This window comes from Pseudarthrobacter sp. rb (genome assembly GCF_056389225.1).
Window position 1 is genome coordinate 1 of record NZ_JBWJAR010000032.1, and the last position, 21,145, is coordinate 21,145.

22 protein-coding genes, 1 pseudogene and 3 riboswitches are annotated in these 21,145 nt (G+C 66.1%); of the genes and pseudogenes, 7 read left to right on the plus strand and 16 right to left on the minus strand.

The features are described from left to right. From ACWRN3_RS22190 to ACWRN3_RS22200, 3 genes and pseudogenes are all read left to right on the plus strand, one after another. Positions 1–290, plus strand: a pseudogene (locus ACWRN3_RS22190) (DUF3618 domain-containing protein); the annotation flags it as partial. A gap of 104 nt (positions 291–394) precedes the next feature. Continuing rightward, positions 395–1,624: a YihY/virulence factor BrkB family protein gene (locus tag ACWRN3_RS22195; protein ID WP_476741959.1), complete on the plus strand. Its 1,230-nt coding sequence runs from the start codon at positions 395–397 to the stop codon at positions 1,622–1,624. Between the two features lie 385 nt (positions 1,625–2,009). Continuing rightward, complete coding sequence (locus ACWRN3_RS22200) at positions 2,010–2,267, plus strand: hypothetical protein (protein WP_255174225.1); 258 nt, start codon at positions 2,010–2,012, stop codon at positions 2,265–2,267. 163 nt (positions 2,268–2,430) lie between these two features. Here ACWRN3_RS22200 and ACWRN3_RS22205 read toward each other — a convergent pair whose 3' ends face one another. The 5 genes from ACWRN3_RS22205 to ACWRN3_RS22225 form a co-directional block, all read right to left on the minus strand. Next, positions 2,431–3,228, minus strand: a complete 798-nt coding sequence (locus tag ACWRN3_RS22205; protein WP_476741960.1) for a glycosyltransferase family 2 protein — start codon at positions 3,226–3,228, stop codon at positions 2,431–2,433. Continuing rightward, positions 3,225–4,601 (minus strand): PIG-L family deacetylase, encoded by a 1,377-nt coding sequence (locus ACWRN3_RS22210; protein WP_476741961.1) that lies wholly within the window; start codon positions 4,599–4,601, stop codon positions 3,225–3,227. Before ACWRN3_RS22210 ends, ACWRN3_RS22205 begins: the two co-directional genes overlap by 4 nt. Continuing rightward, positions 4,595–5,725 (minus strand): hypothetical protein, encoded by a 1,131-nt coding sequence (locus ACWRN3_RS22215; RefSeq protein ID WP_476741962.1) that lies wholly within the window; start codon positions 5,723–5,725, stop codon positions 4,595–4,597. The genes ACWRN3_RS22210 and ACWRN3_RS22215 overlap by 7 nt, the downstream gene beginning before the upstream one ends. 9 nt (positions 5,726–5,734) lie before the next feature. Continuing rightward, positions 5,735–6,427, minus strand: coding sequence for an O-methyltransferase (locus ACWRN3_RS22220; RefSeq protein ID WP_159630318.1), 693 nt, complete (start codon positions 6,425–6,427; stop codon positions 5,735–5,737). 61 nt (positions 6,428–6,488) lie between these two features. After that, on the minus strand, positions 6,489–6,812 hold the full coding sequence (locus ACWRN3_RS22225) for a thiamine-binding protein (protein WP_159630320.1): 324 nt from the start codon (positions 6,810–6,812) through the stop codon (positions 6,489–6,491). 123 nt (positions 6,813–6,935) lie between these two features. Here ACWRN3_RS22225 and ACWRN3_RS22230 point away from each other — a divergent pair, with 123 nt between their 5' ends. Both ACWRN3_RS22230 and ACWRN3_RS22235 read left to right on the plus strand, forming a co-directional pair. Beyond that, on the plus strand, positions 6,936–7,592 hold the full coding sequence (locus ACWRN3_RS22230) for a TetR/AcrR family transcriptional regulator (protein WP_324643938.1): 657 nt from the start codon (positions 6,936–6,938) through the stop codon (positions 7,590–7,592). A gap of 210 nt (positions 7,593–7,802) precedes the next feature. Continuing rightward, positions 7,803–8,027 carry a hypothetical protein gene (locus tag ACWRN3_RS22235; protein WP_324643937.1) on the plus strand — a complete coding sequence of 75 codons (225 nt, stop codon included), beginning with the start codon at positions 7,803–7,805 and terminating at the stop codon, positions 8,025–8,027. Positions 8,028–8,151: 124 nt separating this feature from the next. On the opposite strand, the gene ACWRN3_RS22240 is transcribed toward ACWRN3_RS22235, so the two are convergent. The 6 genes from ACWRN3_RS22240 to ACWRN3_RS22265 form a co-directional block, all read right to left on the minus strand. Further along, positions 8,152–8,559 carry a hypothetical protein gene (locus ACWRN3_RS22240; RefSeq protein WP_324643936.1) on the minus strand — a complete coding sequence of 136 codons (408 nt, stop codon included), beginning with the start codon at positions 8,557–8,559 and terminating at the stop codon, positions 8,152–8,154. A 455-nt stretch (positions 8,560–9,014) separates the two neighbouring features. After that, positions 9,015–9,326, minus strand: a complete 312-nt coding sequence (locus ACWRN3_RS22245; protein ID WP_476741963.1) for an AzlD domain-containing protein — start codon at positions 9,324–9,326, stop codon at positions 9,015–9,017. Continuing rightward, complete coding sequence (locus ACWRN3_RS22250) at positions 9,323–10,108, minus strand: AzlC family ABC transporter permease (protein WP_476741964.1); 786 nt, start codon at positions 10,106–10,108, stop codon at positions 9,323–9,325. The genes ACWRN3_RS22245 and ACWRN3_RS22250 overlap by 4 nt, the downstream gene beginning before the upstream one ends. After that, on the minus strand, positions 10,105–10,629 hold the full coding sequence (locus ACWRN3_RS22255; RefSeq protein ID WP_476741978.1) for a DoxX family protein: 525 nt from the start codon (positions 10,627–10,629) through the stop codon (positions 10,105–10,107). The genes ACWRN3_RS22250 and ACWRN3_RS22255 overlap by 4 nt, the downstream gene beginning before the upstream one ends. A 190-nt stretch (positions 10,630–10,819) precedes the next feature. Next, positions 10,820–12,235 carry a CoA transferase gene (locus tag ACWRN3_RS22260; protein ID WP_476741965.1) on the minus strand — a complete coding sequence of 472 codons (1,416 nt, stop codon included), beginning with the start codon at positions 12,233–12,235 and terminating at the stop codon, positions 10,820–10,822. Positions 12,236–12,242: 7 nt separating this feature from the next. Then, entirely contained in the window at positions 12,243–13,142 is a 900-nt protein-coding gene (locus ACWRN3_RS22265) for a glycerophosphodiester phosphodiesterase (RefSeq protein ID WP_476741966.1), read from the minus strand. A gap of 49 nt (positions 13,143–13,191) precedes the next feature. Here ACWRN3_RS22265 and ACWRN3_RS22270 point away from each other — a divergent pair, with 49 nt between their 5' ends. Beyond that, complete coding sequence (locus tag ACWRN3_RS22270; protein WP_476741967.1) at positions 13,192–14,553, plus strand: DUF445 domain-containing protein; 1,362 nt, start codon at positions 13,192–13,194, stop codon at positions 14,551–14,553. Between the two features lie 378 nt (positions 14,554–14,931). Beyond that, the gene (locus ACWRN3_RS22275) at positions 14,932–15,084 is read left to right on the plus strand and encodes a hypothetical protein (RefSeq protein WP_476741968.1); all 153 of its coding nucleotides are present in this window, start codon (positions 14,932–14,934) and stop codon (positions 15,082–15,084) included. A 65-nt stretch (positions 15,085–15,149) separates the two neighbouring features. Here the strand turns inward: ACWRN3_RS22275 and ACWRN3_RS22280 are convergent, their stop codons facing one another. The 5 genes from ACWRN3_RS22280 to cycA all read right to left on the minus strand — a co-directional run bounded on the left by ACWRN3_RS22280 (position 15,150) and on the right by cycA (position 20,446). Then, positions 15,150–15,899: a LamB/YcsF family protein gene (locus ACWRN3_RS22280; RefSeq protein ID WP_476741969.1), complete on the minus strand. Its 750-nt coding sequence runs from the start codon at positions 15,897–15,899 to the stop codon at positions 15,150–15,152. Then, positions 15,883–16,686, minus strand: coding sequence for a hypothetical protein (locus ACWRN3_RS22285; protein ID WP_476741970.1), 804 nt, complete (start codon positions 16,684–16,686; stop codon positions 15,883–15,885). The genes ACWRN3_RS22280 and ACWRN3_RS22285 overlap by 17 nt, the downstream gene beginning before the upstream one ends. A 124-nt stretch (positions 16,687–16,810) precedes the next feature. Next, positions 16,811–17,647, minus strand: a complete 837-nt coding sequence (locus ACWRN3_RS22290; protein ID WP_476741971.1) for a methylenetetrahydrofolate reductase — start codon at positions 17,645–17,647, stop codon at positions 16,811–16,813. A gap of 153 nt (positions 17,648–17,800) precedes the next feature. Next, a riboswitch (glycine riboswitch) is annotated at positions 17,801–17,900 on the minus strand. A 93-nt stretch (positions 17,901–17,993) separates the two neighbouring features. After that, entirely contained in the window at positions 17,994–18,860 is an 867-nt protein-coding gene (gene purU, locus ACWRN3_RS22295) for a formyltetrahydrofolate deformylase (protein WP_476741972.1), read from the minus strand. A gap of 74 nt (positions 18,861–18,934) precedes the next feature. Continuing rightward, entirely contained in the window at positions 18,935–20,446 is a 1,512-nt protein-coding gene (gene cycA / locus ACWRN3_RS22300) for a D-serine/D-alanine/glycine transporter (RefSeq protein ID WP_476741973.1), read from the minus strand. A gap of 154 nt (positions 20,447–20,600) precedes the next feature. Beyond that, positions 20,601–20,698, minus strand: a riboswitch (glycine riboswitch). Between the two features lie 313 nt (positions 20,699–21,011). Continuing rightward, positions 21,012–21,111, plus strand: a riboswitch (glycine riboswitch). Positions 21,112–21,145 lie beyond the last annotated feature (34 nt).

Consider the following 21,145-nt stretch of genomic DNA (forward strand, 5'->3'; position numbering starts at 1 on the left):
TCATCGCGTTCGGCGCCGGCATGCTGATCTCCTCCCTGATCCCGGCCAGCGACAAAGAACGCGAAGCCGCGGACCAACTCAAAACCGCAGCCCAGCCCCTGGCAACCCAGGTCACCGACGCCGCCAAAACCATGGCCCAGGACCTCAAGGAACCCGCCCAGGAAGCCATGGAAAACGTCAAGGCCACCGCCACCGACGCCGCCCAAAACGTCAAAACCGAAGGCCAATACGCAGCCTCCGACGTCAAAGACCGCGCCACAGACGCCAAAGACAACATCCAAAACACCTGATCAGCCCACAGCGGCACCGTAAGGCAACAGTTTGATCGGCAGGCCGGCACCGCCATCCGCGGTCCGGCCTGTCCGCTTGGCCCCCTGATTGAGAGGACTTCCCCATGGCCACTCACGACGATTCCGAGACCAGCACCGCCAAGGCGGGGCAGGCTCCGGATCCAAACGATTCAAGGAAACCTGCCAGCCCGAGGGACCTGGATAAACCTTCCTGGAAATACATCACCAAAAAGACGCTCCGGGAGTTCACCAAGGACCAGTGCCCCGACCTGGCAGCGGCCCTGACGTATTACGCCGTTCTCTCGCTGTTCCCGGCACTGCTGGCACTGGTTTCGCTCCTTGGCCTCTTTGGGGATCCGCAGAAGACCACCAACGCCTTGCTGGAAATCGTGCGCGGCTTCGCCCCGGCGGAGACGGTCAACACCATCAGCGGTCCGGTGTCGGAACTGACCAGCGCCCCGGCGGCCGGGTTCACCCTGGTGATCGGCATTGTCACCGCGCTGTGGTCGGCGTCCGGATATGTCGGAGCCTTCGGGCGGGCCATGAACCGCATTTATGAAGTGGACGAGGGGCGCGCGTTCGTAAAACTCCGCGGCACCATGCTTGGCGTCACGCTCCTGGCCGTGGTCATCGTGGCGCTGCTGGCCGGCATGCTGGTCCTCAGCGGCCCGGTTTCGGAGGCAGTGGGCGGGCTGATCGGCCTCAGCGGGCCCTTCCTCATGGTCTGGAACATTGCCAAGTGGCCGGTCATGATCGCGCTGATCATCGCCATCATTGCCGTGCTGTACTACGCCACCCCCAACGTCAAGCAGCCCAAATTCCGGTGGATGAGCATGGGGTCCGGCATTGCCCTGTTTGTCTTCCTGATCGCTTCACTGGGCTTCGGCTTCTACGTCGGCAACTTCGGCAACTACAACAAGACCTACGGTGCACTGGGCAGCGTGATCATCATGCTGCTGTGGCTGTGGATCCTGAACATGTCCCTTCTTTTCGGCGCTGAGTTCGACGCTGAGGTGGAGCGCGGCCGCGAACTCCAGGCCGGTATCAAGGCAGAGGAAACCATCCAGCTGCCGCCGAGGGACACCAAGAAAAGCGAGAAGCTGCAGAAGCAGATCGAAGAGGACATCAAGCACGGCCGTGAACTGCGGGAGCAGTATGCCGCGGAGAACGGGCAGCACGATTCCGGCGATAACCCCGACGGGCAGCCTGCGGGGAATGAACAGAACGAACTCCGGCCAGGCGAGCGGCACCGCGACAGGGTCCGCGAGAAGGTGCAGCACCGGGCCGGCAACGGGGAGCCCGACGACGGCGGCCGGCCAGGCGGGAGCGCTTAGGCAGGCAGGTGCAGCCGCTGCACAGGGGGACTAGGCAGGACCTTTGAGATGGAGGAAAATTCATCTTGAAGGTCCTGTTTGGTTTTCCCGGGATGAAGTGAAACCCGGGGTTACACGGGGTCGGCGGTGAGATGGCCTCTTCTGAGACCGAGGCCAGTCCCCCCAGTCGCCGTCGGCCCCCTCAAACCCGCCCGGCACCATTCCACCGCTGTTCGACGCGGAACTGTACAGGGTGTGACCAGCCGGGGCGCAACCTGGCCGGGTCCAACTGGACAAGCACAGAGAACTGCAATAATTTCTTGATTACCTCGCCGGGATCCCCTGGAAACCGGGCAAGGCCGCTGAAGCAGACGGCGGAATCAGTGTCGACCCTTAATGAGCGGACATGCCTGCTACCCATTTTGAACAGTTTCTTGCCGAAGCAGTTGTCGCGGACAGGGAGCCCGGGCTGGGCCTCCGGCGCGACGAGCTATACGGCCTTTACACAAGCTGGTGCCTCCTGCACAAGGCAGAACTCCAGCAGCCGGAAGCTCTTTGGGAGGCCCTGCACGATGCCGGAATCAACCCGGACAGCAACAACCTCTCCATGACCGGACCAGCTGCGGCGGACTACATCGTTGCCAGCGCTCCGGACCTGGTCTGACACGAAGCGGAAGCGCCGGCTGAAGCCTCCGGCCGGGAAGGTCAGCAACGCAGTCACGGGAGATTAAGTCCCGGAACGAAGGGCTGTTGCCGTACGGCAGCAGCCCTTTTCCATGCCCCGGCAGCTCTTGGGTCAGGTGCCGCTGCTGTGACTCCGCCCGGCCCTATGGCTGCGCCAGGGCCAGGAGATACGCGGCGAACCCGTGCGGCGCCCGTCCCGCCGTCCGTCCTGATGTGAGGACCCTCGTGGTGTCGGTGGCAACGATGCCCGCGCCGCTGTCTCGAAGCCTGCTGACCAGCGCCTGGTCTTCATCGAAATCGACGCCGGGGAAACCACCTGCAGCGAGGTAGGAAGAGGCACGGACTCCAAGGTTGGCACCGTACACATGGGAGTGGTCCTCGGTGCCGGCGTGCCGCGCATGCCAGCGGGCCAACAGCTCGTGGTGCATGCCATGGGGGTCCGGCTGCACGGTGCCAAGGACAACATCGAAGCCGAGTGCAGCCAGTTCCAGTTGCCGCACCAGCCAGTGTAGCGGCACGCAGGAATCGGCATCTGTGTTGGCCAGCCAGATTCCCCGAAGGGAATGGGCCGCCGCTGCCCGGCCAGCCTGCGTACGCGTGGTTGAGTTCTCCAGCGCGGCCCTGACGCCGGCCTGCCGGCTTTTTCCCACGCTCCCGAAGCTGACGGGAAGGAGCAGGTACCGCGGATCCCCGGCAGCTGCCCGCGCGGCCACCGCTGGGGACCGGTCCGTGCAGCCGTCCAGGACAACCACCACCTGCACGGCAACCTCCGGCAGTTCCGCTTCGACCCGGTCTGCCGCGCAACTGACCGCAGTGAGCGCCCGTTCCAGGTGCTGCTCCTCGTTGTGGGCCGGAATGACGACCGCAACGTGCTGGATGCAGTTGGCGCTTTGGACGGATGGCGGCCTTGAAGCATCGTCCCCCGGACCGGCCGGCATCATTCCGTCGCCCCGCCCGGAGCGACCAGGACTTCCAGCAGGAAGTCGCGTTCCTGGTAAAGCCCGGCCGTCCGCCATCCCAGTCTTTGCCGGGCCAGCGTGTGGACGGTGTCCCCGTCGAGCTCCCAGCCGGTGATGGGATGCCGCCAGTGGCACAGGAGAAGGGTTCCGCCCGGTTCCAGGGTGGCCTCCACGCGGTCCCACAGCTGGGCCAGCTCTTCAGGGGCAAGGTAGTAACCCACTTCGGAAACCACTACCAGGTCGAATGTTCCTCCGGGCCAGGATCCGGGCAGGACCCGCTGCTCCACCTCCACCCCGGGTATGCCTTCCAGCCGTTGGCCGGCCCTGCGCACTGCGGTCCCGCTGGCGTCCACCGCCAGCAGGGTGCGGCAACGCGTTGCCAGTTCCGCCGTCAGCGTCCCGATGGAACAGCCCACTTCCAGGCCGCGCTCATACGATTCAGCCGGCAGGGCTGCAAGGGTGAGCGCGCGTTTGCGCCGCTCGTACCAGCTTGTGCCGTAGTTCCAGGGATCCTCCGAACCGCCATGGACGCCGTCGAAGACCAGTTCGGCGTCACTGCTGGAATGCGGCCGTCCGGACGAAGTGGGGGCGGGCGTCCAGGCGAAAACCTCGTAGCCACGCGAGAAGTGCTCCAGGAATGCCCCGCTGAGCAACGTTTCATCACCGTGAAGAGGCGACAGCGGCTGCACCTGGGTTGCGTGCTCCTCCATGGCGTGCTTCTTGGCCTTGCGCGCGGCGTCGTCCAGATGGAAGCGGACCCATTGCTGCCAGTCCTGGTCCTGGGGGGTGGCCCAGTGCCAGAACCAGATGGGGTACTCCAGGAGGGCGTGGCCGTCGCGCCGGGCCACTTCTGCCGCTGCCGCACCAAGGGCATCATGGTCACCGTGACCGTCGGCCCGGTACGGCGCCACCAGGACCAGCCGGTCCGGGGGGCCGGCCAGCCGCTGTGCAGCGTCCCGGACAGCAGTGGCGATCGCTTCCGCATGGCCGCCCAGTCCACGGTCCGGCAATCCGAGGAACGTCCACCGGTCCGCCAGGCCCAGGGCGGCCAGGGCCGCGGAAAACTCGGCCAGCCGGACGGCGGCCAGCTGCCCGGCAGTAGTGGTGGGCGAATTTGGGTGCGACCCCTCCCCCGCGGTGCACAGCAGGACTTCGACCTCGGCTCCCAGCGCCGCCAGCGAAGCCATGAGCCCCCCGGCGCCAAGTGTTTCATCGTCAGGATGGGCCGCCAGGACCACGAAGCGCATGGCCGCCAGTTCGGCCGCGTCGAGCGGCAGCTCCGGCACAGCAGCCAGTCCGCTCCGGGCCCAGGCTTCCTCGGCGGTCCCCTGGTCAGTATGCGAAAAGGTCACCACGGGCAGTCCCCCTTGAGCGCCAGCCGGCCCAGTTGGGCATCATCACGTGCCCCATGATGCTGCCGGACATACAGCGCCAGGTCCGCCATCCTTTTGGCATACGGTTCATCGAAGGCGAGTGGCCCGGGCCCCCGGTGGGAGCCCACCAGGTGAAGGACACGTTCGACGGCGGCCGCAACGGTTCCGCGCACGCGCTGGGCCTCGCTCCAGGTGCTTTGGTTCCCGTCGGCACCGAGGGTGCCGTCGTCGATGCGGGCTGCCGTCCGGGCAAGGTACTGCAGGACGGCGGCGATGGTCCGGTCCACCTCGCCCAATGCCGCTAGCGCCAGCTGGTCCGGCTCCCGCCCGTTATCCGCACCCGCCAGCAGGCCGGCACGGAAATCCCGTGCCACCCCCACTGCTCCACCCAGCCAGCAGGCGGCGACGCCCATCCCGCCCCATGCAAAGCCGGGCCGGCTGTGGTACCAGCCGGTATCGCCAACCGGCGTCGCCGGCACGTGGTCGAAGCGCACGCTTCCGCTGGGGATCTCCCGGAGCCCGCGCGCAATCCACTCCGGTTCCTCACATGCCACGCCCGGGTGGCGAAGGCTGACGGCAAAAGCCGCCCTGCCGCCGTCGTCCGTATGCGCGGTGATGACGGCGCAGTCCAGCCGGCCGGCAAGTGAACACCAAGGCTTGGTTCCGGTGAGCACAATGCCGGTACTTCCGGAGCGCGCCTCAAGCCTGGCGTTGGGTGCCTCTGCGGCGAACACGCCCCACGCAGCTTCCGCGGCACCATCCGGCGCAGGATGAAAGGCCGGAAACGCCTGGCCGGCCTGGGCAAGGATAGCGACGGCGTCGAGGTGGGGCTCAAGCACCCGGGCGGCGGCAACGTCGGTGGCAGCCACGGAGGCCAGGAGCTCCCACAACACGGCGGTGCGTCCTTCACCAGGCCGCGGCCACGTCCGTCCGGCCTCGACCGCGAAGGCCAGCAGGGCCGGCACATTGCCCGCAGCACCAGCGAACGACTCAAGAAGGGAACCCCACGGAGAGAGCTCAGCGGGGGCGGAACTGAGGAGCACAGGAGTAAGTGGCGCTTGCAAATACGTCCTCCAGGAGAGATGTCCGGCGGGCACCGGACGCATCTCCACAGCTTACTTACTGTTTTGCGGGAGGATGCGCGCCAGGGCGAACCCGTCCCAGCCTTTGGAGCCGACGGTCTGGATCACGGTGGCGTCCAGCCGGGGGTGGTCGCCCAGCAGCTTGAGTGCATCGATGATCCCCGGCGCGTTGACGGGGTCCATGTCCGGGTCCAGCACCGCGCCTTCCCAGATGGTGTTGTCCAGGACCACCGCGGCACCGGGCCTGCCAAGCCTGACGGCCCAGTCCAGGTAGCGGCTGTTGTTCTGCTTGTCGGCGTCGATGAAGATGAAGTCGAACGGCTCCCGTTCCTCTTCCTCGAGGGCCGCCAAGGTCTCCAGCGCAGGGCCCAGCCGGATCTCCACCCGTTCCCCCAGGCCGGCCGCATCAATATTGGCCCACGCCACTTCCGCATGCTGGGGCAGGTACTCGCAGGTGACCAGGGTGCCGTTAGGGGGCAGGCCGCGGCCCATCCAGATGGTGCTGTAGCCAGCGAGCGTCCCTATTTCCAGGATGCGCCGGGCACCGGACAGCTGGACCAGGAGCTTCAGGAGCTTCCCGGCGTTCGGCGCCACCTCGATGGCGGGCATCCCGGCCTCCGCCGCGGCGTGGATGGCCTGTTGGACGGCACTGTCCGGATGCACCACGGTTTCCGACAGGAACTCCTCGGTGGCAATCCATTCCGGCCGGGGTTTGTGCTCGAACATTGCCACAGTTTGGCACGCGGCGTGCCGGGGGTCCAGACAATGCGGCCCCCTTGTAAGACGCTTAGGGCTCCTGCACCAGGGCATTCTCCAGGCGGTCAACCTTCGCCGTCAGCTCGCCGCTGTAGCCGGGCCTGATGTCTGCTTTGATCACCAGCGAAACACGGCTGCCGTAGCGCCCCACGGCCTCGGTGGCGCGTTTTACGACGTCGAACACTTCGTCCCACTCACCTTCAATGGTGGTGAACATGGAATCCGTCTGGTTGGGCAGCCCGGACTCCCGGACGATCTTCACTGCGGCTGCAACGGCGTCGTGCACCGACGCATCGTTGGGCCTGGAACCTTCGCTGGGAACGCCTGACGGAGCAACAGAAAATGCAAGCAACATGCTCCCCAGTCTCCCATGCGTCTCCGGACACGCGCGGCGGTGACGGCTGCGGCCCGCCGTCACATAAGCGCCTACCCCGCAGTAACCGTGTTGGCCGGAGGCTCCGTTGCTACCCTTTTGGGCATGAGCCTCGCAGTCGCCCGAAAGCCCCTCCGTGCCGACGCAGCGCGGAACGTGGACAAGATCATCACGGCTGCACGCCAATGCTTCCGGGAGTTCGGCCCGGAAGTACCGCTCCAGACCATCGCAACCACCGCCGGTGTGGGCCCGGCAACCCTCTTCCGCAACTTCGCGGACAAGGAAGAACTGGTGCTTGCCGCGCTCAACCGGCAGCTCCGGCTCACGGTTGACCCCGTCATGGACGGCGCCCTTGCCGATATTGACGCCGCCGCAGGCCTGTTGCGCGTCCTTGAAGCCCTGATGGGGGCCGCGAGCGACGACGCCAACCTGCTGTGTGCGGTGGCCGGCCGGCGGGAACTCCTCACCGGAATCACCGGTTCCCTGATGGAATCCATGAGCATCCTGCTGGCGCGCGGCCAAGGCCAGGGAAGCCTGCGCACTGACATTTCCATGACGGACATGTTCCGGCTGCTGGCCATGCTGATCGGCGTGGTGGACACCATGGAACCCGGTTCTGATGCATGGCGGCGCCCGCTGGCGCTGGTGGAGGACGCCATCCGCACGGTCCGGCCGTCGCGCCCGCTCCCCGTGTTCGTGCCCGTGCCGCCGGCCCCGGGCATCACCACAGTGCCCGGCCAGGCCGGACCGCTGCCGGAGTAAGCCGTGCCGCCGCCGGCTGCCGTAATTCGTTGACGGCTGTTCGATGACGGCAATTTCCTGATGGCAGATGCGTTGTGGGCCAACTCCATTGTTACCAGTAAGTACGTGCAATACACTCTGAATTGGGGTTAGGCAGTCAGCCTCGGCACTTCCACGTTGGAGCTACCCCATGCACTTCGCGCCTGTCCCCCACGCAACGGCCGCACTGCAATGAACCACTCAAAGCTTCTCCACTACCTGACCGATCCCCGCGGGCCGGAGGAAGTCCTGCCTGCACTGACGGCCGGCGAGCTGGTCGAACTGCTTGATGCCCTGTACCAGAACCTGGATACCCCTGAACCCGAGTTTGGCGCGCAGGTCTGGTACGAGATGGGCGTGGAGGAAACGTGCCGCAGGTCCGTGTCACCTGACGGCGCTGCCCACGGCGTAGCTTGAACCACCGCTTGTTCCAGCTCCTGGCTGCCGGTCAACGCCGACCGGCAGCCAGGGGTCCGGCGGCCGAAAGTCTGTGGCGGCCGCCGCAGGCAGGGGGCCAGCCGGCCAGGGACTCCACTGCTGATCAGGGCTTGTCCGCGCCCTTTTCGCCGGTGCGGCTGTCCTGCTCCTGGCCGGGCTGTTCCTGGTCTGGCGTCTCATGACCGGACGGCTCATGGGCCGGGTGCTCATGTCCTTCGTGTCCGTGTCCCACGTAGCCGTGTCCGGGATGTTCATGGAACTCGTTGGGAACGTGGTCCTTCGCTTCCATCAGGTGTTGTTGGAGTTTTTCTTCCGCGTCCCGGCGCCTCCTGGCGGTATCGCGCAGCTCGCGGGTTGATTCCGAACCGCGCGGGTCAAGATAGGCTGCCCGCGACTTTGCGGACTGTTCCCCGGCCGGCACCCCGGTGCCGTGTTCTCCCCTGGCGTCCTTGCCGGTCTCATCGGTGCCGTGGCCGTCCTGCGGCTCAACAGGCCGTGACTCGTCGTCCATCTCGATTCCTCCTTTGGTGGCCGCCTGGGTGTGGGCTGCCTCTCTTCCAGTCCATCACAGATGGCACCCGGAATGGGGAGCCGCTACGAGCTGCCTGTGTCCGCCCGCTTGCAGATCTCCCGGCGCACCAAGGCTTGAAGGGCAGGCACGGACGACGACGGATCCAGGTCGAGTGCCTCCCGAAGTCTTTGGGAGAGAAGTTCCAGGTCCTCTTCCGGGACGTCCGAAAGTCCGGAAAAGCGCTTGAAGAAGCGTTTGGCAGGAAGGCCCGCCCGCCGTCGGGCGTTTTTATGGCGAAGCCTGCCCGCTAAGCCGCCCGCAGGGTGCAGCTGATTTTCCATGGTTGCCGTTCAATAGGAAATTCCATGGCCAACTGCATAAGCCGATCCCATAGTACAACCGGCACACGCCCAATAAAGTGACCTGGATCACCACTTTGACCATCAATTAGGGGATCAGTTCCAGCCCAGGATCCTCAACAGTGCCGCCGTGCCGGCTCCGGCGATCACCACCACAAGGAACGGTGCCCGGAGTACCAGGGCGATCGCGGCGGCGGCCAGCGCTCCCAGCCGGGCGTCTGCGGCGAGCGCCTGGCCCGACACCACCGCGTTCACCACTGTCAGCGAGGCCAGCAGGCCGATAGTCATGGTTCCTGCGACGCGTGAGGTGCGGGGGTCCTCAAGGAATTTGGCGGGAACAAAGTAGCCCACCAGCTTCCATGCGTAGGCAAGGAGGCAGGCAATAAGCAGCCAGATCCACAGAGTCATGCGCGTGCCTCCGGGTCCGTGCCGCTTCTGCGGTCCTGGTGCTCGCCGTGCCGGTCCTGGTGCTCGCCGTGGCGGTGCGTGCCGTAGGGCTCGACGTCGGGTTCGAGGCCTTCGTCGCGGCGGCCATGGCTGAACCAGCCCACCAGCGCGGCCACTACCGCGGCTACCAGGATGGGAACGCCGGGAGGCACGAAGGGAACAGCAACTACGGTCGCCACCGCACACACCACCGCGATGGCGATTGGCTCCCGGCCCTTGAGCCGGGGCCAGAGCAGCGCCAGGAAAGCGGCGACGGCAGCCCCGTCCAGCCCCCATTGCTTGGGATCGCCCAGCCCGCTTCCGGCCAGAGCACCCACAGCGGTGAAGAGGTTCCAGAGCACGTAGACGCCAATTCCGGCAGTCCAGAACCCGCGCTGCTGTTCGGCCGGGTCTGTCTGGCCCGTGCTGGTGGCAGTGGATTCGTCGATGGTGAGCTGCGCCCCGACGTACTTGCGCCAGCCCGTAGGGCGGAGCAGCGCGTTAAGCTGCATGCCATAGATGCCATTGCGCATGCCCAGGAGGGTGGCTGCGCTCATGGCCGCGAGGCCGGAGCCGCCGCCTGCCACCACCCCGATGAACGCGAACTGTGAACCGCCGCTGAAGAGGAGCAGGCTCAACACCATGGTCTGCCAGAAGTTGAGCCCGGACGTCACCGCGAGCGCCCCGAAGGACACGCCGTACAGCCCGGTGGCAATACTGATGGAGATACCCACCCTGACTGCAGGCGATGCCAGCAGCTTCACCCCTGGCCTCCGGGCTTACGGCCAGGCAGTGCACGTGTCCGCAGGCTCCAGGCCCACAGGATCAGGGGCGCCTGGAGCGGAAGCCGCACGGCGTGGATCTTCCGGCGGCGGGGTGTGCCCTGTGGTCCGTACGCCCTCACGAGGGCATCGACGTGCCCGGCCAGGAAGGCTGTGAACATCGCCGTGATGGCGGTGGCTGTCAGCTTCCGGGTGGGTGGCAGGAGAATTCCGACGGCGGCTGCGAGCTCCAGCAGGCCACTCACGGCGATCCACTCTTCCCGGGACAGGAGGGCCCACGGATGCTGGGCTGCGGCGGCTGCACCCGTGCTGCTTGGGGGCGGGCTGCTTTGGATTGGACTGCCCTCGGTTGGCATGCCAGGGGTTGGGCTGCCTTGGCTGGTCTCGCCTGCGTTCGGGTCAGGCGCCGGATCCTGCCGGCAGAGGTATCCCGGAACGACGTCACGGTAGAAGCCGGGATCCCGGAAATGCTTGCCGGCGCTGGCCAGCAGAAGCGCCCCCATGGCAGCCGCGGACAGGTGCTGCAGGGCCGCACGGGGAATGGATGGGGACAGAGCGGACAGGCCCTTAGCAGCGGGGCCGGACCTGGGAGAAGACATGGAACCACTCAATCACAGCCTAAGCATCGCCCAGAAACCCGGCAGCCGGCAGGACGGCGGGGCTGCGTAGCTTCACAGCCCGGTGCTGCAAGCGTCACGGCCAGGCGGGCGGCGAGCTTCCATACGCTGGTGGCGGGGACTGATAATCCAGCGGCCGCCCTGCGTCGAGCAGCGGCGGCCCAACGTAGCGCAACTCCCCGAAACTGCTGTCCACAGACCGGTATTCGGGCGGTGGAAGTTCCGCAGGGCTTGCTGTGGTGGTCTGAATTTCGATGCCGGCCTGGTTTTCGATGCCAGCTTTGCCTTCCGTACCGGTCAGGGAAAACAGTTCCTCCGCGGTGCGGGCCAGCGACAGGTGGGCCGCACCGCCCGAACCTGTCCGGCGGCGCGCGGCCAGAAGACGGACTGCAGCCGCAGCCACCCCGTAGCCGGTGGCATGGTCCAGCGCCTGCACCGGAAGGGCACCCGGGCGCCACCCGTCGTCGTCGTCCTCTTGGCCGTAGAGGTGCGCAATTCCACTGGCGGCCTGGACAATGCTGTCGAAGCCGCGCAGCCCGTTCCACGGCCCACTGCCGCCCCAGCTGTCCAACGTGACCACCACCAGTCCCGGGTGTGCTGCCAGCAGTTCCCGCGGGTTGAGCCCGAAGCGGTCCAGGGCGCCGTGCCGGTAGCCGGTCACCACGGCATCTGCGCCGGCCAGGAGCTGCTGGAAGTTATGCCGGTTTGCCGCGTGCCCCAGGTCGAGTACTGCGCTGCGCTTGCCAAAGGCCGTGTCCACGAACTGGTCTTCGATCTCGGGAAAGGCGGGCGGGTCGATCCGCAGGACGTCTGCTCCGAGCGCGGCCAGCAGCCGGGTGGCGACCGGCCCTGCGATGACCCGCGTCAGGTCCAGGACCCGCACCCCGGCCAGGGGCAGGCCGTCGGCACCGTCTCCGACGCCGGTGCCGGACACGGTGCCAGGGCTGGTGCCGGCGTCTGTGGTCGCCCCGACATCCTGCAGTCCGAAGCCAATGGTTGTGCCGTCGGCATGCTCCACAGCGACCCAAGGCCCTGAACCGGCCGCATGGCCCATGGCCGTCGAAAGCCATTCACCGCGTGTCCGGACAGCCGCGGCAATTCCGCCGTGCCGCTGGATGGCAGCCTCAGCCTCGAGCGCGGCCATCGACTGCAGCTCCCTTTCCACGCCTTCCGTGGAGGTGGCACCCAGCGCCTGCAGGAGCCGCTGCTCGTGGTGCGGGTAGTTTGCGTGCAACCGGATCCAGCCGTCGGCAGTCTTCCGGAATCCGGACAGGGGCGCGAAACCCTGCGGCTTGCGCCCCGCAATCCGCAGGTGCCCGAAGGAATCGAAGGCAGCTGCCGTGAGCACAGGAGTTGTGCTGTACCGGCCAGGCGTCCGCGTGTACAGGTTCAGGGCTTCCGCGGCTGCTTCCACGGACTGCAGCGCCAGGCCTTCGACGTCGAGGGGCCCGGCCCACCACCGGGGCACTGAATACCTGCCGACGGCGTCCATACCAGCTCTACTTGCCCTGCGGCGCGGCCACGTGCAGCTGTTCAAGGACGCGGGCCGGCACGTTGGTGGTGATCTCCTGGATGCCCAGCTCCTGGCAGAGGGCCACGTCCTCCGGCGAGTCCACGGTCCACACCCTGAAGCGGCGGCCGGAGTCCAGCCAGCGCCGGACGGTGCCGGGGCGCTCACGGACGTAATCGATGCCCGGCCCGGCCATCCCCACCTCCCGGTCATCCAGGATCCGTTCGCCCTCCAGCTGGGTGGCCTTCATCAGGTTGGCAATGGCGCCGCCGGTGATTGCCCCTACCCCCAGCCCGCCACGGATCTCGTGGATGGTGAGGTCGTCCACGAGCTGGCAGATGTACTGCGGCGGGATGGAGAGGAGCAAGTGCCGGACGGAATCGGGACTGAAACTCATGAACGTCACGGCGATATTGTCCACGGTGGAGCTTTGCGGGTCCCAGCCCTCGCTGCGGAGTACTTCCAGGACCCGGTCCTCCAGCTTCAGCTGGTAGGGGCTGGGATGCTTGAGCTCGATGGCGAGTTTCACCGGACGGCCCGCCCCGCGCAGGACGTCCAGCAATTCCGGAAGGGTAAGGAGCTGCTCGGAGCGCGCCCCGTAGGTTTCGGGAATGCGGACGCCTTTCCAGGACGAGAAGTCCAGCTGGCGCAACTCCTCCAGCGTCCGCTCAGCCACCGGGCCCGTTCCGTCCGACGTGCGGTCCAGGTTGGCGTCGTGGAGCAGGACCACGTGCTGGTCCCGGGTCAGGTGGACATCGCACTCCACCCCGTCGGCCCCGTCAGCCAGAGCCTGCAGGTAAGCGGCGCGGGTGTGTTCGGCATACGTGCCGCTGGAACCGCGGTGGGCAAAGACCAGCGGCCGCTGCGGCACTGACTCGTCAATTGTCATGGACACACGGTAGCCGACCGGCCCCCGCCTTCGGGGCTAGGCTTGGCACATGCAGGTGAACTCTGAGGCAACTACTGGGCCAACCACGCAAGAAGCGCCCGCGGAGGCAGCGCGGGAGGTGCCGCCGGGCAGCAAGGTGGGTGCCGCCGTCGTAAGCCGCCAGCTTGGTGCCGGCGACGCCGAAAAGGCGGCAGCGCTGCGGAAAATGAAGCTGCTGGCGCTTAGCCTGCTGATTGCCATGGCCGTGGTCTTTGTCTTCGCGTTCGCGCTGCAGAAGGACTATCCCTGGCTGCAGTACGTGCGTGCGGCCGCCGAGGGTGGCATGGTGGGCGCGCTGGCCGACTGGTTCGCCGTGACGGCGCTGTTCAAGTACCCCATGGGCATCAAGATTCCGCACACAGCCATCATTCCGCGCCGCAAGGATCAGATCGGCGCCTCCCTGGGTGAGTTCGTCGAAACCAACTTCCTCTCCGAACAGGTGGTCCAGGACAAGCTGGCCAGCGTCAATATCGCCCGCCGCGCCGGCGAATGGCTGGCAACCCCCGGTGGCGCCGACCGTGTGGCCAGGGAAGGGGCTGCGGTGATCCGCGGCGCTTTCAAGGTTTTGAATGACGACGACGTCCAGGCCGTGATCGAGGGCATGGTTCGCAAGCACCTGCTTGCTCCGCCGTGGGGGCCTCCGGTGGGCAGGCTGGCGGAGCGGGTTTTCCACGACGGGCACCACCACACGCTGGTGGACCTGTTGGTGGACCGTGCCGCGGACTGGGTGGATGACAACCACGAGACCGTGACCCGCCTGGTGTCCGACCGCTCCCCCACCTGGGTTCCGCAGTTCGTAGACGGCCTGGTGGGCGACAAGGTCTACCTCGAAATCCTCAAGTTCGTGCGCGCGGTCCAGGCCGACCCCCGCCATCAGGTGCGGCAGTCAATCGACAAGTACCTGAACGACCTTGCGCAGGACCTGCAGCATGATCCGGCGATGATTGCCCGTGCGGAGGATATCAAGGCTCAGGTGCTGGGTGACCCCGAAGTCCGCGAGCTCGCGTCCCGGACCTGGGGCACGGTCAAGAACGCGCTGCTGGGTGCCGTGGACGATCCGGACAGTGAGCTCACCATCAAGTTCAAGGCAGCGGTGCGCGATTTTGGCTCGCGCCTGGTGCAGGATCCGGAACTGGCCGGCAAGGTCAACGCCTGGATCGGCGACGCCGCGGGGTATCTGGTCCGGACCTACCGTTCGGACATCGCCGGAGTCATCACGGACACCGTGGCGCGCTGGGATGCCGAGGAAACCTCGCAGAAGATTGAGCTCCAGGTAGGCAAGGACCTGCAGTTCATCCGCATCAACGGAACTGTGGTGGGGTCCCTCGCCGGGCTGGCGATTTTTACGGTAGCGCAGTTGATTTTTGGATAATGCGCTCGGGGCGGTATTTTCGCGGCGGATGGATTTTTTCGCTGCGCACATTCCTTTTCGCGACAGGTATTAGGGGTGCGGGAAGGGACCTGCGCAGCGGGAATGCGTACGACGGCGGCACGCGCTTTTTAGGGTCAAGGCACCTTTGGCCGCGGGTGGCGTTGACGGCCTGGCGGATTGGGCAGGGGCGGGCTCAAATGTCAGTGCCCCAAACACCACCGGCTCAAGCACCACAGCCAATGGACACCCCACCCCGCAACCGAAAACAATGCGCCCGGCTGGACCTCACCCACCGGACGCCACTACAACGCCGAACACCAGGATGCCGCACCAACCCACTGGCCACCAGGAAGCTGGCCACCACGACTCCAATGGGACGTGGCCGGCGAATGCCAGTGCCTCGACCCGCACCCCGAAGACCTTCCGCAGTGGGAACCCGACGACGCCAGATACGTGGACCTCAACGACCTGCCGGCCAACGATCCAGTCTGGGCCGAATTGCACGCCGAGCCATACGCCCTGTCACCGTGAAGCCGGCCTGCCACGCCGTTGGTACGCCAACGGGTATGCCAATCCAGCTTCAAAACGGCTGGGTCCTATGCGAAGGCCTCCAGCTCCACGCCTGCGGCTTCAAGACCTGCCCGAATGTTTGCCGCCGTCTCCACGGCGCCGGGGCTGCCGCCCTGAAGTCGCAGGGAGTCCGGCTGTACGGTGACGATGGACCCGTCGATGGCCACCACTTCGCCTTTCGTGGCCAGGCGAACGGCCCGCTCAACGATAGTGTCGACGTCGTGCAGCATGGCGTCTTCCCTGGAAAGCGGCACAAGGGTGCCGTCGGCGTAGTAGGCGCGGTCGGCGAAGGCCTCGCTGAATACGGGGTGGCCGGCTTCCTTGGCCTGCTTCAGCAGCTCCGAGCCCGGGAAGCCCAGGATGGGAAGTCCGGGATCGTAGGCGTTCACGGCCGCAACCAGGGCGGCGGCCTGCTCGGCATCATGGATCAGCGTGTCGTACAGCGCACCGTGTGGCTTCACGAAGTCCACCGAAGCACCCACGGCATGTGCGACGCCGTCGAGCGCGCCCAGCTGGTACAGCACGTCGCCGAATAGCTCATCAAAGCTCATGTCCAGCGAGCGCCGGCCAAAACCGGCCATATCGCGGTAGCCAAGGTGCGCACCCACGGTGACGTCAAGTTCGTAAGCCGCCCGGCAGCTGTCCAGCATGGTGACGGGATCGCCTGCGTGGAGGCCGCACGCTACGTTGACGCTGGTGGCCAGCTGGAACATCGCCGGATCGCCTCCCGCGGTCCAGGAGCCGAATGATTGGCCTACATCAGCGTTGAGATCCAAGTGTGTTGCCTTCCAGGGTCAGGTTGTCCGGCCCGGCAGCGGCGGTCAGCTCCCCGGGAATGGTGTCCGGCATGGGTCCGAACGCCTCCCTGGCGTTCTGCGCCACGGCACGGCCCATCACGAGGTTACCGGCTCCGCCCACAACTGCCCCTATGCCGAAGGGGAGGGCCCGGCCGAACAGCGCAGTGCCCTGCCGTTTGAGCAGGTTCTTCAGGAAGGCGTGCTGGATACTCCTCCGGACGCTGCCGAATCCAGGCATCGAGGACTTGGACAGCATGTTTCCCCAGACGTCGGCGGGCTTGGCGCCGCCGGCCGCCTGGCCGCTGAGCGTTCCCAGCAGGGCGGTGCCTTCCTCACCAAGCATGATGGCCATGACCATGGTGCCGGCCTTCTCGGGATTGGTGAGGCGGATGCCGTGGAGCTCTGCCAGCGAGGTCGCGTAGAGGGCCGTCGCCTCCAGGAAGCCGACGGTTGCGGCTGCGGAAAGTCCCAGCGACGCCACGGTTCCAACACCAGGGACGACGGCGGTGGCTCCCACCAGGGCGCCCCCACCGGCCACTGCGCGCAGGTAGTCACGCTCTGCGATGGCGGCCAACTGGGCGGCGGTGGCCCGCGGATGCTTCTTCTGGAGCCGGCGGATGTAGGCCACCACCAGGGGCCGCTGGACCTGCACTGCCTTCAGCAGCATGTTGTGGACACCGGGCTTGGGTTTGCCGTCGGCATCGAACATTGCGTTGTGGGCGGTTTCCTGTGCGATTCGTACTGCGGGATTGCTGCGCCTGGCCATGGTCACCTTCATTCAAATCGACCTGCAGCGGGTAGGCTGCCGTGCTTATCCATCCTATGTGGACAAACACTAAGCATGCTGAACTTTCCGATCCGCGTCACATGCCACCCCGGCCCCCGGCCTCCTAGCTGGCGGGACCGGCCAGGTTGTTGAACGTGTAAAGGTGGATACCTTCCACTGCCCCGCCGCGCTGCAGTTCCGCCACGATGGACTCGGGCGAGTAGTGGCCGCCCCGGAGCAGGCGGCGGCCAAGCGGGCCCCTGCGGTTCAGCAGTTTGAGGGATGGGCCCACACCGATCCTGGTCGCAAGGGAAATCAACTCGGCCCGCGGAACAGCGCCGGGCACCCCAGCCCAGACAGGCAGGCGCACCCCTTCCCGGCGCAGGGTTTGGGCGTACCACTGGATCCGGGGCGCCGAAAAGCACAGTTGCGTCACCACTGACGATGCCAGATGCTGCTTTTCCAGCAGGGCATCGAGCATGTGCAGTTCACTGTGGTCCGGGTGCCCCTCAGGGTAGCCCGCCACCCCGGCCCGGATCCGTCCGCCGGAAACCTCCGCGATATCCTCCAGCAATGGAAGGCTGCTGTCATAGGGACCGGCCGGCTCCCCCGCGTCACCGCCGATGGCGAACACTTCGCTGATGCCGGCGTCGTGGCAGTTCCGGAGCACGCCGGCCAGTTGCTCACGGCTTTCGATGCTTCGTGCGGCCAGGTGCGGGACAACCTCGAAGCCAAGGTAGGCAAGCTCGATGGCCGTCCGGATGGTGGGTCCCACACCCCGGCGGGGCAGGCACGTCACCGTCAGCTGTGTCCCCGCGGGTACGGCGGCCTGGATGCGGGCGGCAATACCCTCCGAGGGAATGACCTGCATCCGGACAGGCAGGACCGCACCGGACTTGACGGCCTGTCCTTCCGCGGGAATCGATGCTGCGGCTGTTGCCATGAGGGATTGAATCGTCATGAGGGAACTCCAGGTTTGGCCGGCCACGGGTGGCACGGCATGCATCGGGTCCCTCCCCGCTCTGTATTGGACCTGAGAGATTCCGCAAACCCATCAGGGCCTGCTTGCACCGTCGGTGAGTACTGCCGGAGCAGCACTGCTTTCCAGAGTCGCCTCGCCGTGACGGTACATGGGCCTGAGAGATTCCTGGGGAGGATTTGCTCCTACGGCGCCTGCCCGGTGATGGCCGGGAGAACTCTCCCGCCACAGCTCGAAAGGCTGTATTCAGATGTGGTGCCACGGCGGCCGGCACCTGCCCCTCCGGCTGGAGGGAGTGCGGGCGCCGGCCGCGTGGATGGGCCGGCAACTAGCGCAGGATGACCGTCCGGTTGCCGGAGAGGACTATCCGTCCTTCAGCGTGCCAGCGGACGGCATTCGTGAGCGCCTTGCATTCGGCGTCGCGGCCAACCGTGACCAGGTCCGAGGCGGAGTACGTGTGGTCCACCTCGATGACCTGCTGGGAGATGATGGGCCCCTCGTCCAGCTCCGAGTTGACGTAGTGGGCTGTGGCGCCCACCGTTTTGACGCCCCGCTCGTAGGCCTGGTGGTAGGGCTTGGCACCCTTGAAGCTGGGCAGGAACGAGTGGTGGATGTTGATGGCCTTGCCACTGAGGCGGGTGGTGGCCTCGTCGCTGAGCACCTGCATGTAGCGGGCCAGCACCACCAACTCCACAGCGTAGTGGTCCACCAGGCCCAGCAGCCGCTCCTCGGCATCGGCCTTGGTTTCCGGCGTCACAGGGATGTGGTGGAACGGAACGCCGTGCCACGCCGCAAGCGGTTCCAGGTCCGGGTGGTTGGACACCACGGCGGCGATCTCCACGGGCAACTCACCACTCCGGGCGCGGAACAGGAGGTCGTTGAGGCAGTGCTCGTACTTTGAGACCATCACCAGGATGGGCTGCTTGCGTCCGTGGCGTTCCAGGCGCCAGTCCATCTGCCACTCCTGGGCCACCTGACCGAAACCGGCCCGGAGGCGGCCAAGGTCCAGCTCAACCCGCGAGGTGACGTGGATTCGCATGAAGAACCGGCCGCTTTCCGTGTCGCCGAACTGCTTGATGTCCACGATGTAGCATTCCTGTTCCAGCAGGTATGCCGCCACAGCCTGGACAATGCCAAGGGCATCCGGGCAATGGAACGTCAGCACGAATTCCCGGCCCGTTTCGTGGGCTGCCACAGCCTGCAGCTGGCCGGCTTCAGAAGTCCCAGGTTCGGATTCGCTCAGCTCAGACGCGCGGGCCTCCGCGGCGATCACCGTTTGACCCGCTCTTCCCCCGCTTCTGCGGCGGCACCCGTACGGACAGCCTTGCCGGATGCGGCGTCGGTGAAGTCCTGGTCTGCCTGCAGTTCAGCCTGGAACGTGGCGAAACGGGCCTGGTGTGCGGGCCGGCGGCGGAGGACGAACCATGCGGTGCCCAGCAGGATGAACCACACCGGAGTGACCAGCAGGGCAACCAGGGTGTCCGGCTGGGTGGTGAGGGTCCAGATCACGAAGGCGAAGAAGGCGAAGACCACCCAGACCATGGCAACACCGCCGGGCATCTTGAACTTGGATGCTTCATGCAGGTGCGGCCGGCGGCGGCGGAAGGCGATGTAGCTGGCCAGGATGATGGACCAGACAAAGACGAAGCAGACGGCGGAGACCGTGGTCACCATGTCGAAGGCCTTGCCCACGTCCTGGCCCGCATACATGAGGACGACGCCGGACAGCAGCAGCACGCAGGAGAGGAACAGTGCGTTCTGGGGCACCTTCCGCCGGGACAGTTTGCCAAAGACGTCGGGTGCGTCGCCTTCCTGGGCAAGGCCGAAGACCATGCGGGACGTCGAGTAGATGCCGGAGTTCGCGGAGGACATCGCGGAGCTCAGCACCACGAGATTGACCACGGTGGCCGCGGCGCCCAGGCCTGCCAGGGAGAACATGGCGATGAAGGGGCTGTGACCGGCCCTGAACTCGGTCCAGGGGGTGACGGCCATCAGGATGATGAGGGCGCCCACGTAGAAGAGGAGCACGCGGATGGGGATGGAGTTGATGGCCTTGGGAAGGTTCCGCTCCGGGTTCTTGGCCTCGGCGGCGGTGGTGCCCACCAGTTCGATGCCCACGAACGCGAAAACGGCGATCTGGAAGCCGGCCACGAAGCCCATGAACTCGTTCGGGAAGAATCCGCCGTGGCTCCACAGGTTGGTGAAGGTGGCAGGGCCGGCGTCGGACTGGAAACCGGTGAAGATCATGAACAGGCCAACGATGATCAGGGCAGCAATGGCAATGATCTTGATGAGTGCGAACCAGAACTCCGTTTCGCCGAACGCCTTCACGGTGGTGAGGTTCAGCAGGAGCAGGATGGCCACGGTGGCCAGGCCGGGAATCCAGAGGGGCAGTCCGGGCCACAGCTCTTTGGAGTAGCCCGCGATGGCGATGACGTCGGCAATGCCGGTGATGACCCAGCAGAACCAGTAGGTCCAGCCTGTGAAGAAGCCGGCCCATGGACCCAGCAGGTCAGCGGCAAAGTCGCTGAAGGACTTGTAGTTGAGGTTGCTGAGCAGCAGTTCACCCATGGCACGCATGACGAAGAACAGCATGAAGCCGATGATCATGTACACGAAGATCACCGAGGGGCCGGCCGCCGAGATGGTCTTGCCTGAGCCCATGAACAGGCCAGTGCCGATTGCACCGCCGATGGCGATCAGTTGGATGTGGCGGTTGCTGAGCTGCCGCTCCAGGTGCGGGGCTCCGCCGCCGGGGGACGTCGGGGAATGGGTCGTCATTGAGGAACTCCATCGTTCGAGCGGCACCCGGGGTGTCGCAAAGATTGGATTTCCTCCCCGCTCTGTCTGGGACCTGAGAGTTTCCACATGCCGGCATGGGCGTGCTTGCACCGTCGGTGAGCCAGGACAGGGCCCGGCTGCTTTCCAGAGTTGCCTCACCGCGGCGGTACGTGGGCCTGAGAGTTTCCTGGGGAGGGTTTGCTCCTACGGCGCCTGCTGAACGTACCGGCAGGGCTCTCCCGCCGCAGGTCAAAAGCGTTTGCTTGCTAAATCAGTGTTCAGTTGTCGGAGGGCATCCATCCCAGGCGCGGTAATGCGCAGAATGGATTGTGGGGCCTCCGGTGATCCCGGCCGGCGAACAGAGCACCCAGCAGCTTTGGGCCAGTTCCGCTGTCCGGCCGGATCACGGGGTTCAGTGTGGCGTCCGTCACGGACAAAAGTCAAACCCGGCGTTACGCCATCCACGTAACGCTCTGGAGCCCCAATTCATGACGGACCGATTTGCTCCCCGGCCCGCTTTGCCGGTAACCTGTGAGCCGAATCACCCACATTTCAATATGCCTTTCGAGCTGTGGCGGGAGAGTTCTCCCGGCCATCACCGGGCAGGCGCCGTAGGAGCAAATCCTCCCCAGGAATCTCTCAGGCCCATGTACCGTCACGGCGAGGCGACTCTGGAAAGCAGTGCTGCTCCGGCAGCAC

Bases quoted from the DNA above. Each gene is read 5' to 3' on its own strand.
- ACWRN3_RS22205 (WP_476741960.1), bottom strand. From the start codon at position 3,228: ATGATGCCGGCCGGTCCGGGGGACGATGCTTCAAGGCCGCCATCCGTC.
- ACWRN3_RS22255 (WP_476741978.1), bottom strand. From the start codon at position 10,629: ATGGGGGCGCTTCTGCTGGCCAGCGCCGGCAAGCATTTCCGGGATCCC.
- ACWRN3_RS22285 (WP_476741970.1), bottom strand. From the start codon at position 16,686: ATGGCCAGGCGCAGCAATCCCGCAGTACGAATCGCACAGGAAACCGCC.
- ACWRN3_RS22220 (WP_159630318.1), bottom strand. From the start codon at position 6,427: ATGTTCGAGCACAAACCCCGGCCGGAATGGATTGCCACCGAGGAGTTC.
- ACWRN3_RS22215 (WP_476741962.1), bottom strand. From the start codon at position 5,725: ATGCGTCCGGTGCCCGCCGGACATCTCTCCTGGAGGACGTATTTGCAA.
- ACWRN3_RS22245 (WP_476741963.1), bottom strand. From the start codon at position 9,326: ATGACTCTGTGGATCTGGCTGCTTATTGCCTGCCTCCTTGCCTACGCA.
- ACWRN3_RS22260 (WP_476741965.1), bottom strand. From the start codon at position 12,235: ATGGACGCCGTCGGCAGGTATTCAGTGCCCCGGTGGTGGGCCGGGCCC.
- ACWRN3_RS22230 (WP_324643938.1), top strand. From the start codon at position 6,936: ATGAGCCTCGCAGTCGCCCGAAAGCCCCTCCGTGCCGACGCAGCGCGG.
- ACWRN3_RS22195 (WP_476741959.1), top strand. From the start codon at position 395: ATGGCCACTCACGACGATTCCGAGACCAGCACCGCCAAGGCGGGGCAG.
- ACWRN3_RS22290 (WP_476741971.1), bottom strand. From the start codon at position 17,647: ATGACGATTCAATCCCTCATGGCAACAGCCGCAGCATCGATTCCCGCG.
- cycA (WP_476741973.1), bottom strand. From the start codon at position 20,446: ATGACGACCCATTCCCCGACGTCCCCCGGCGGCGGAGCCCCGCACCTG.
- ACWRN3_RS22265 (WP_476741966.1), bottom strand. From the start codon at position 13,142: ATGACAATTGACGAGTCAGTGCCGCAGCGGCCGCTGGTCTTTGCCCAC.
- ACWRN3_RS22200 (WP_255174225.1), top strand. From the start codon at position 2,010: ATGCCTGCTACCCATTTTGAACAGTTTCTTGCCGAAGCAGTTGTCGCG.
- ACWRN3_RS22225 (WP_159630320.1), bottom strand. From the start codon at position 6,812: ATGTTGCTTGCATTTTCTGTTGCTCCGTCAGGCGTTCCCAGCGAAGGT.
- ACWRN3_RS22240 (WP_324643936.1), bottom strand. From the start codon at position 8,559: ATGGACGACGAGTCACGGCCTGTTGAGCCGCAGGACGGCCACGGCACC.
- ACWRN3_RS22270 (WP_476741967.1), top strand. From the start codon at position 13,192: ATGCAGGTGAACTCTGAGGCAACTACTGGGCCAACCACGCAAGAAGCG.
- ACWRN3_RS22235 (WP_324643937.1), top strand. From the start codon at position 7,803: ATGAACCACTCAAAGCTTCTCCACTACCTGACCGATCCCCGCGGGCCG.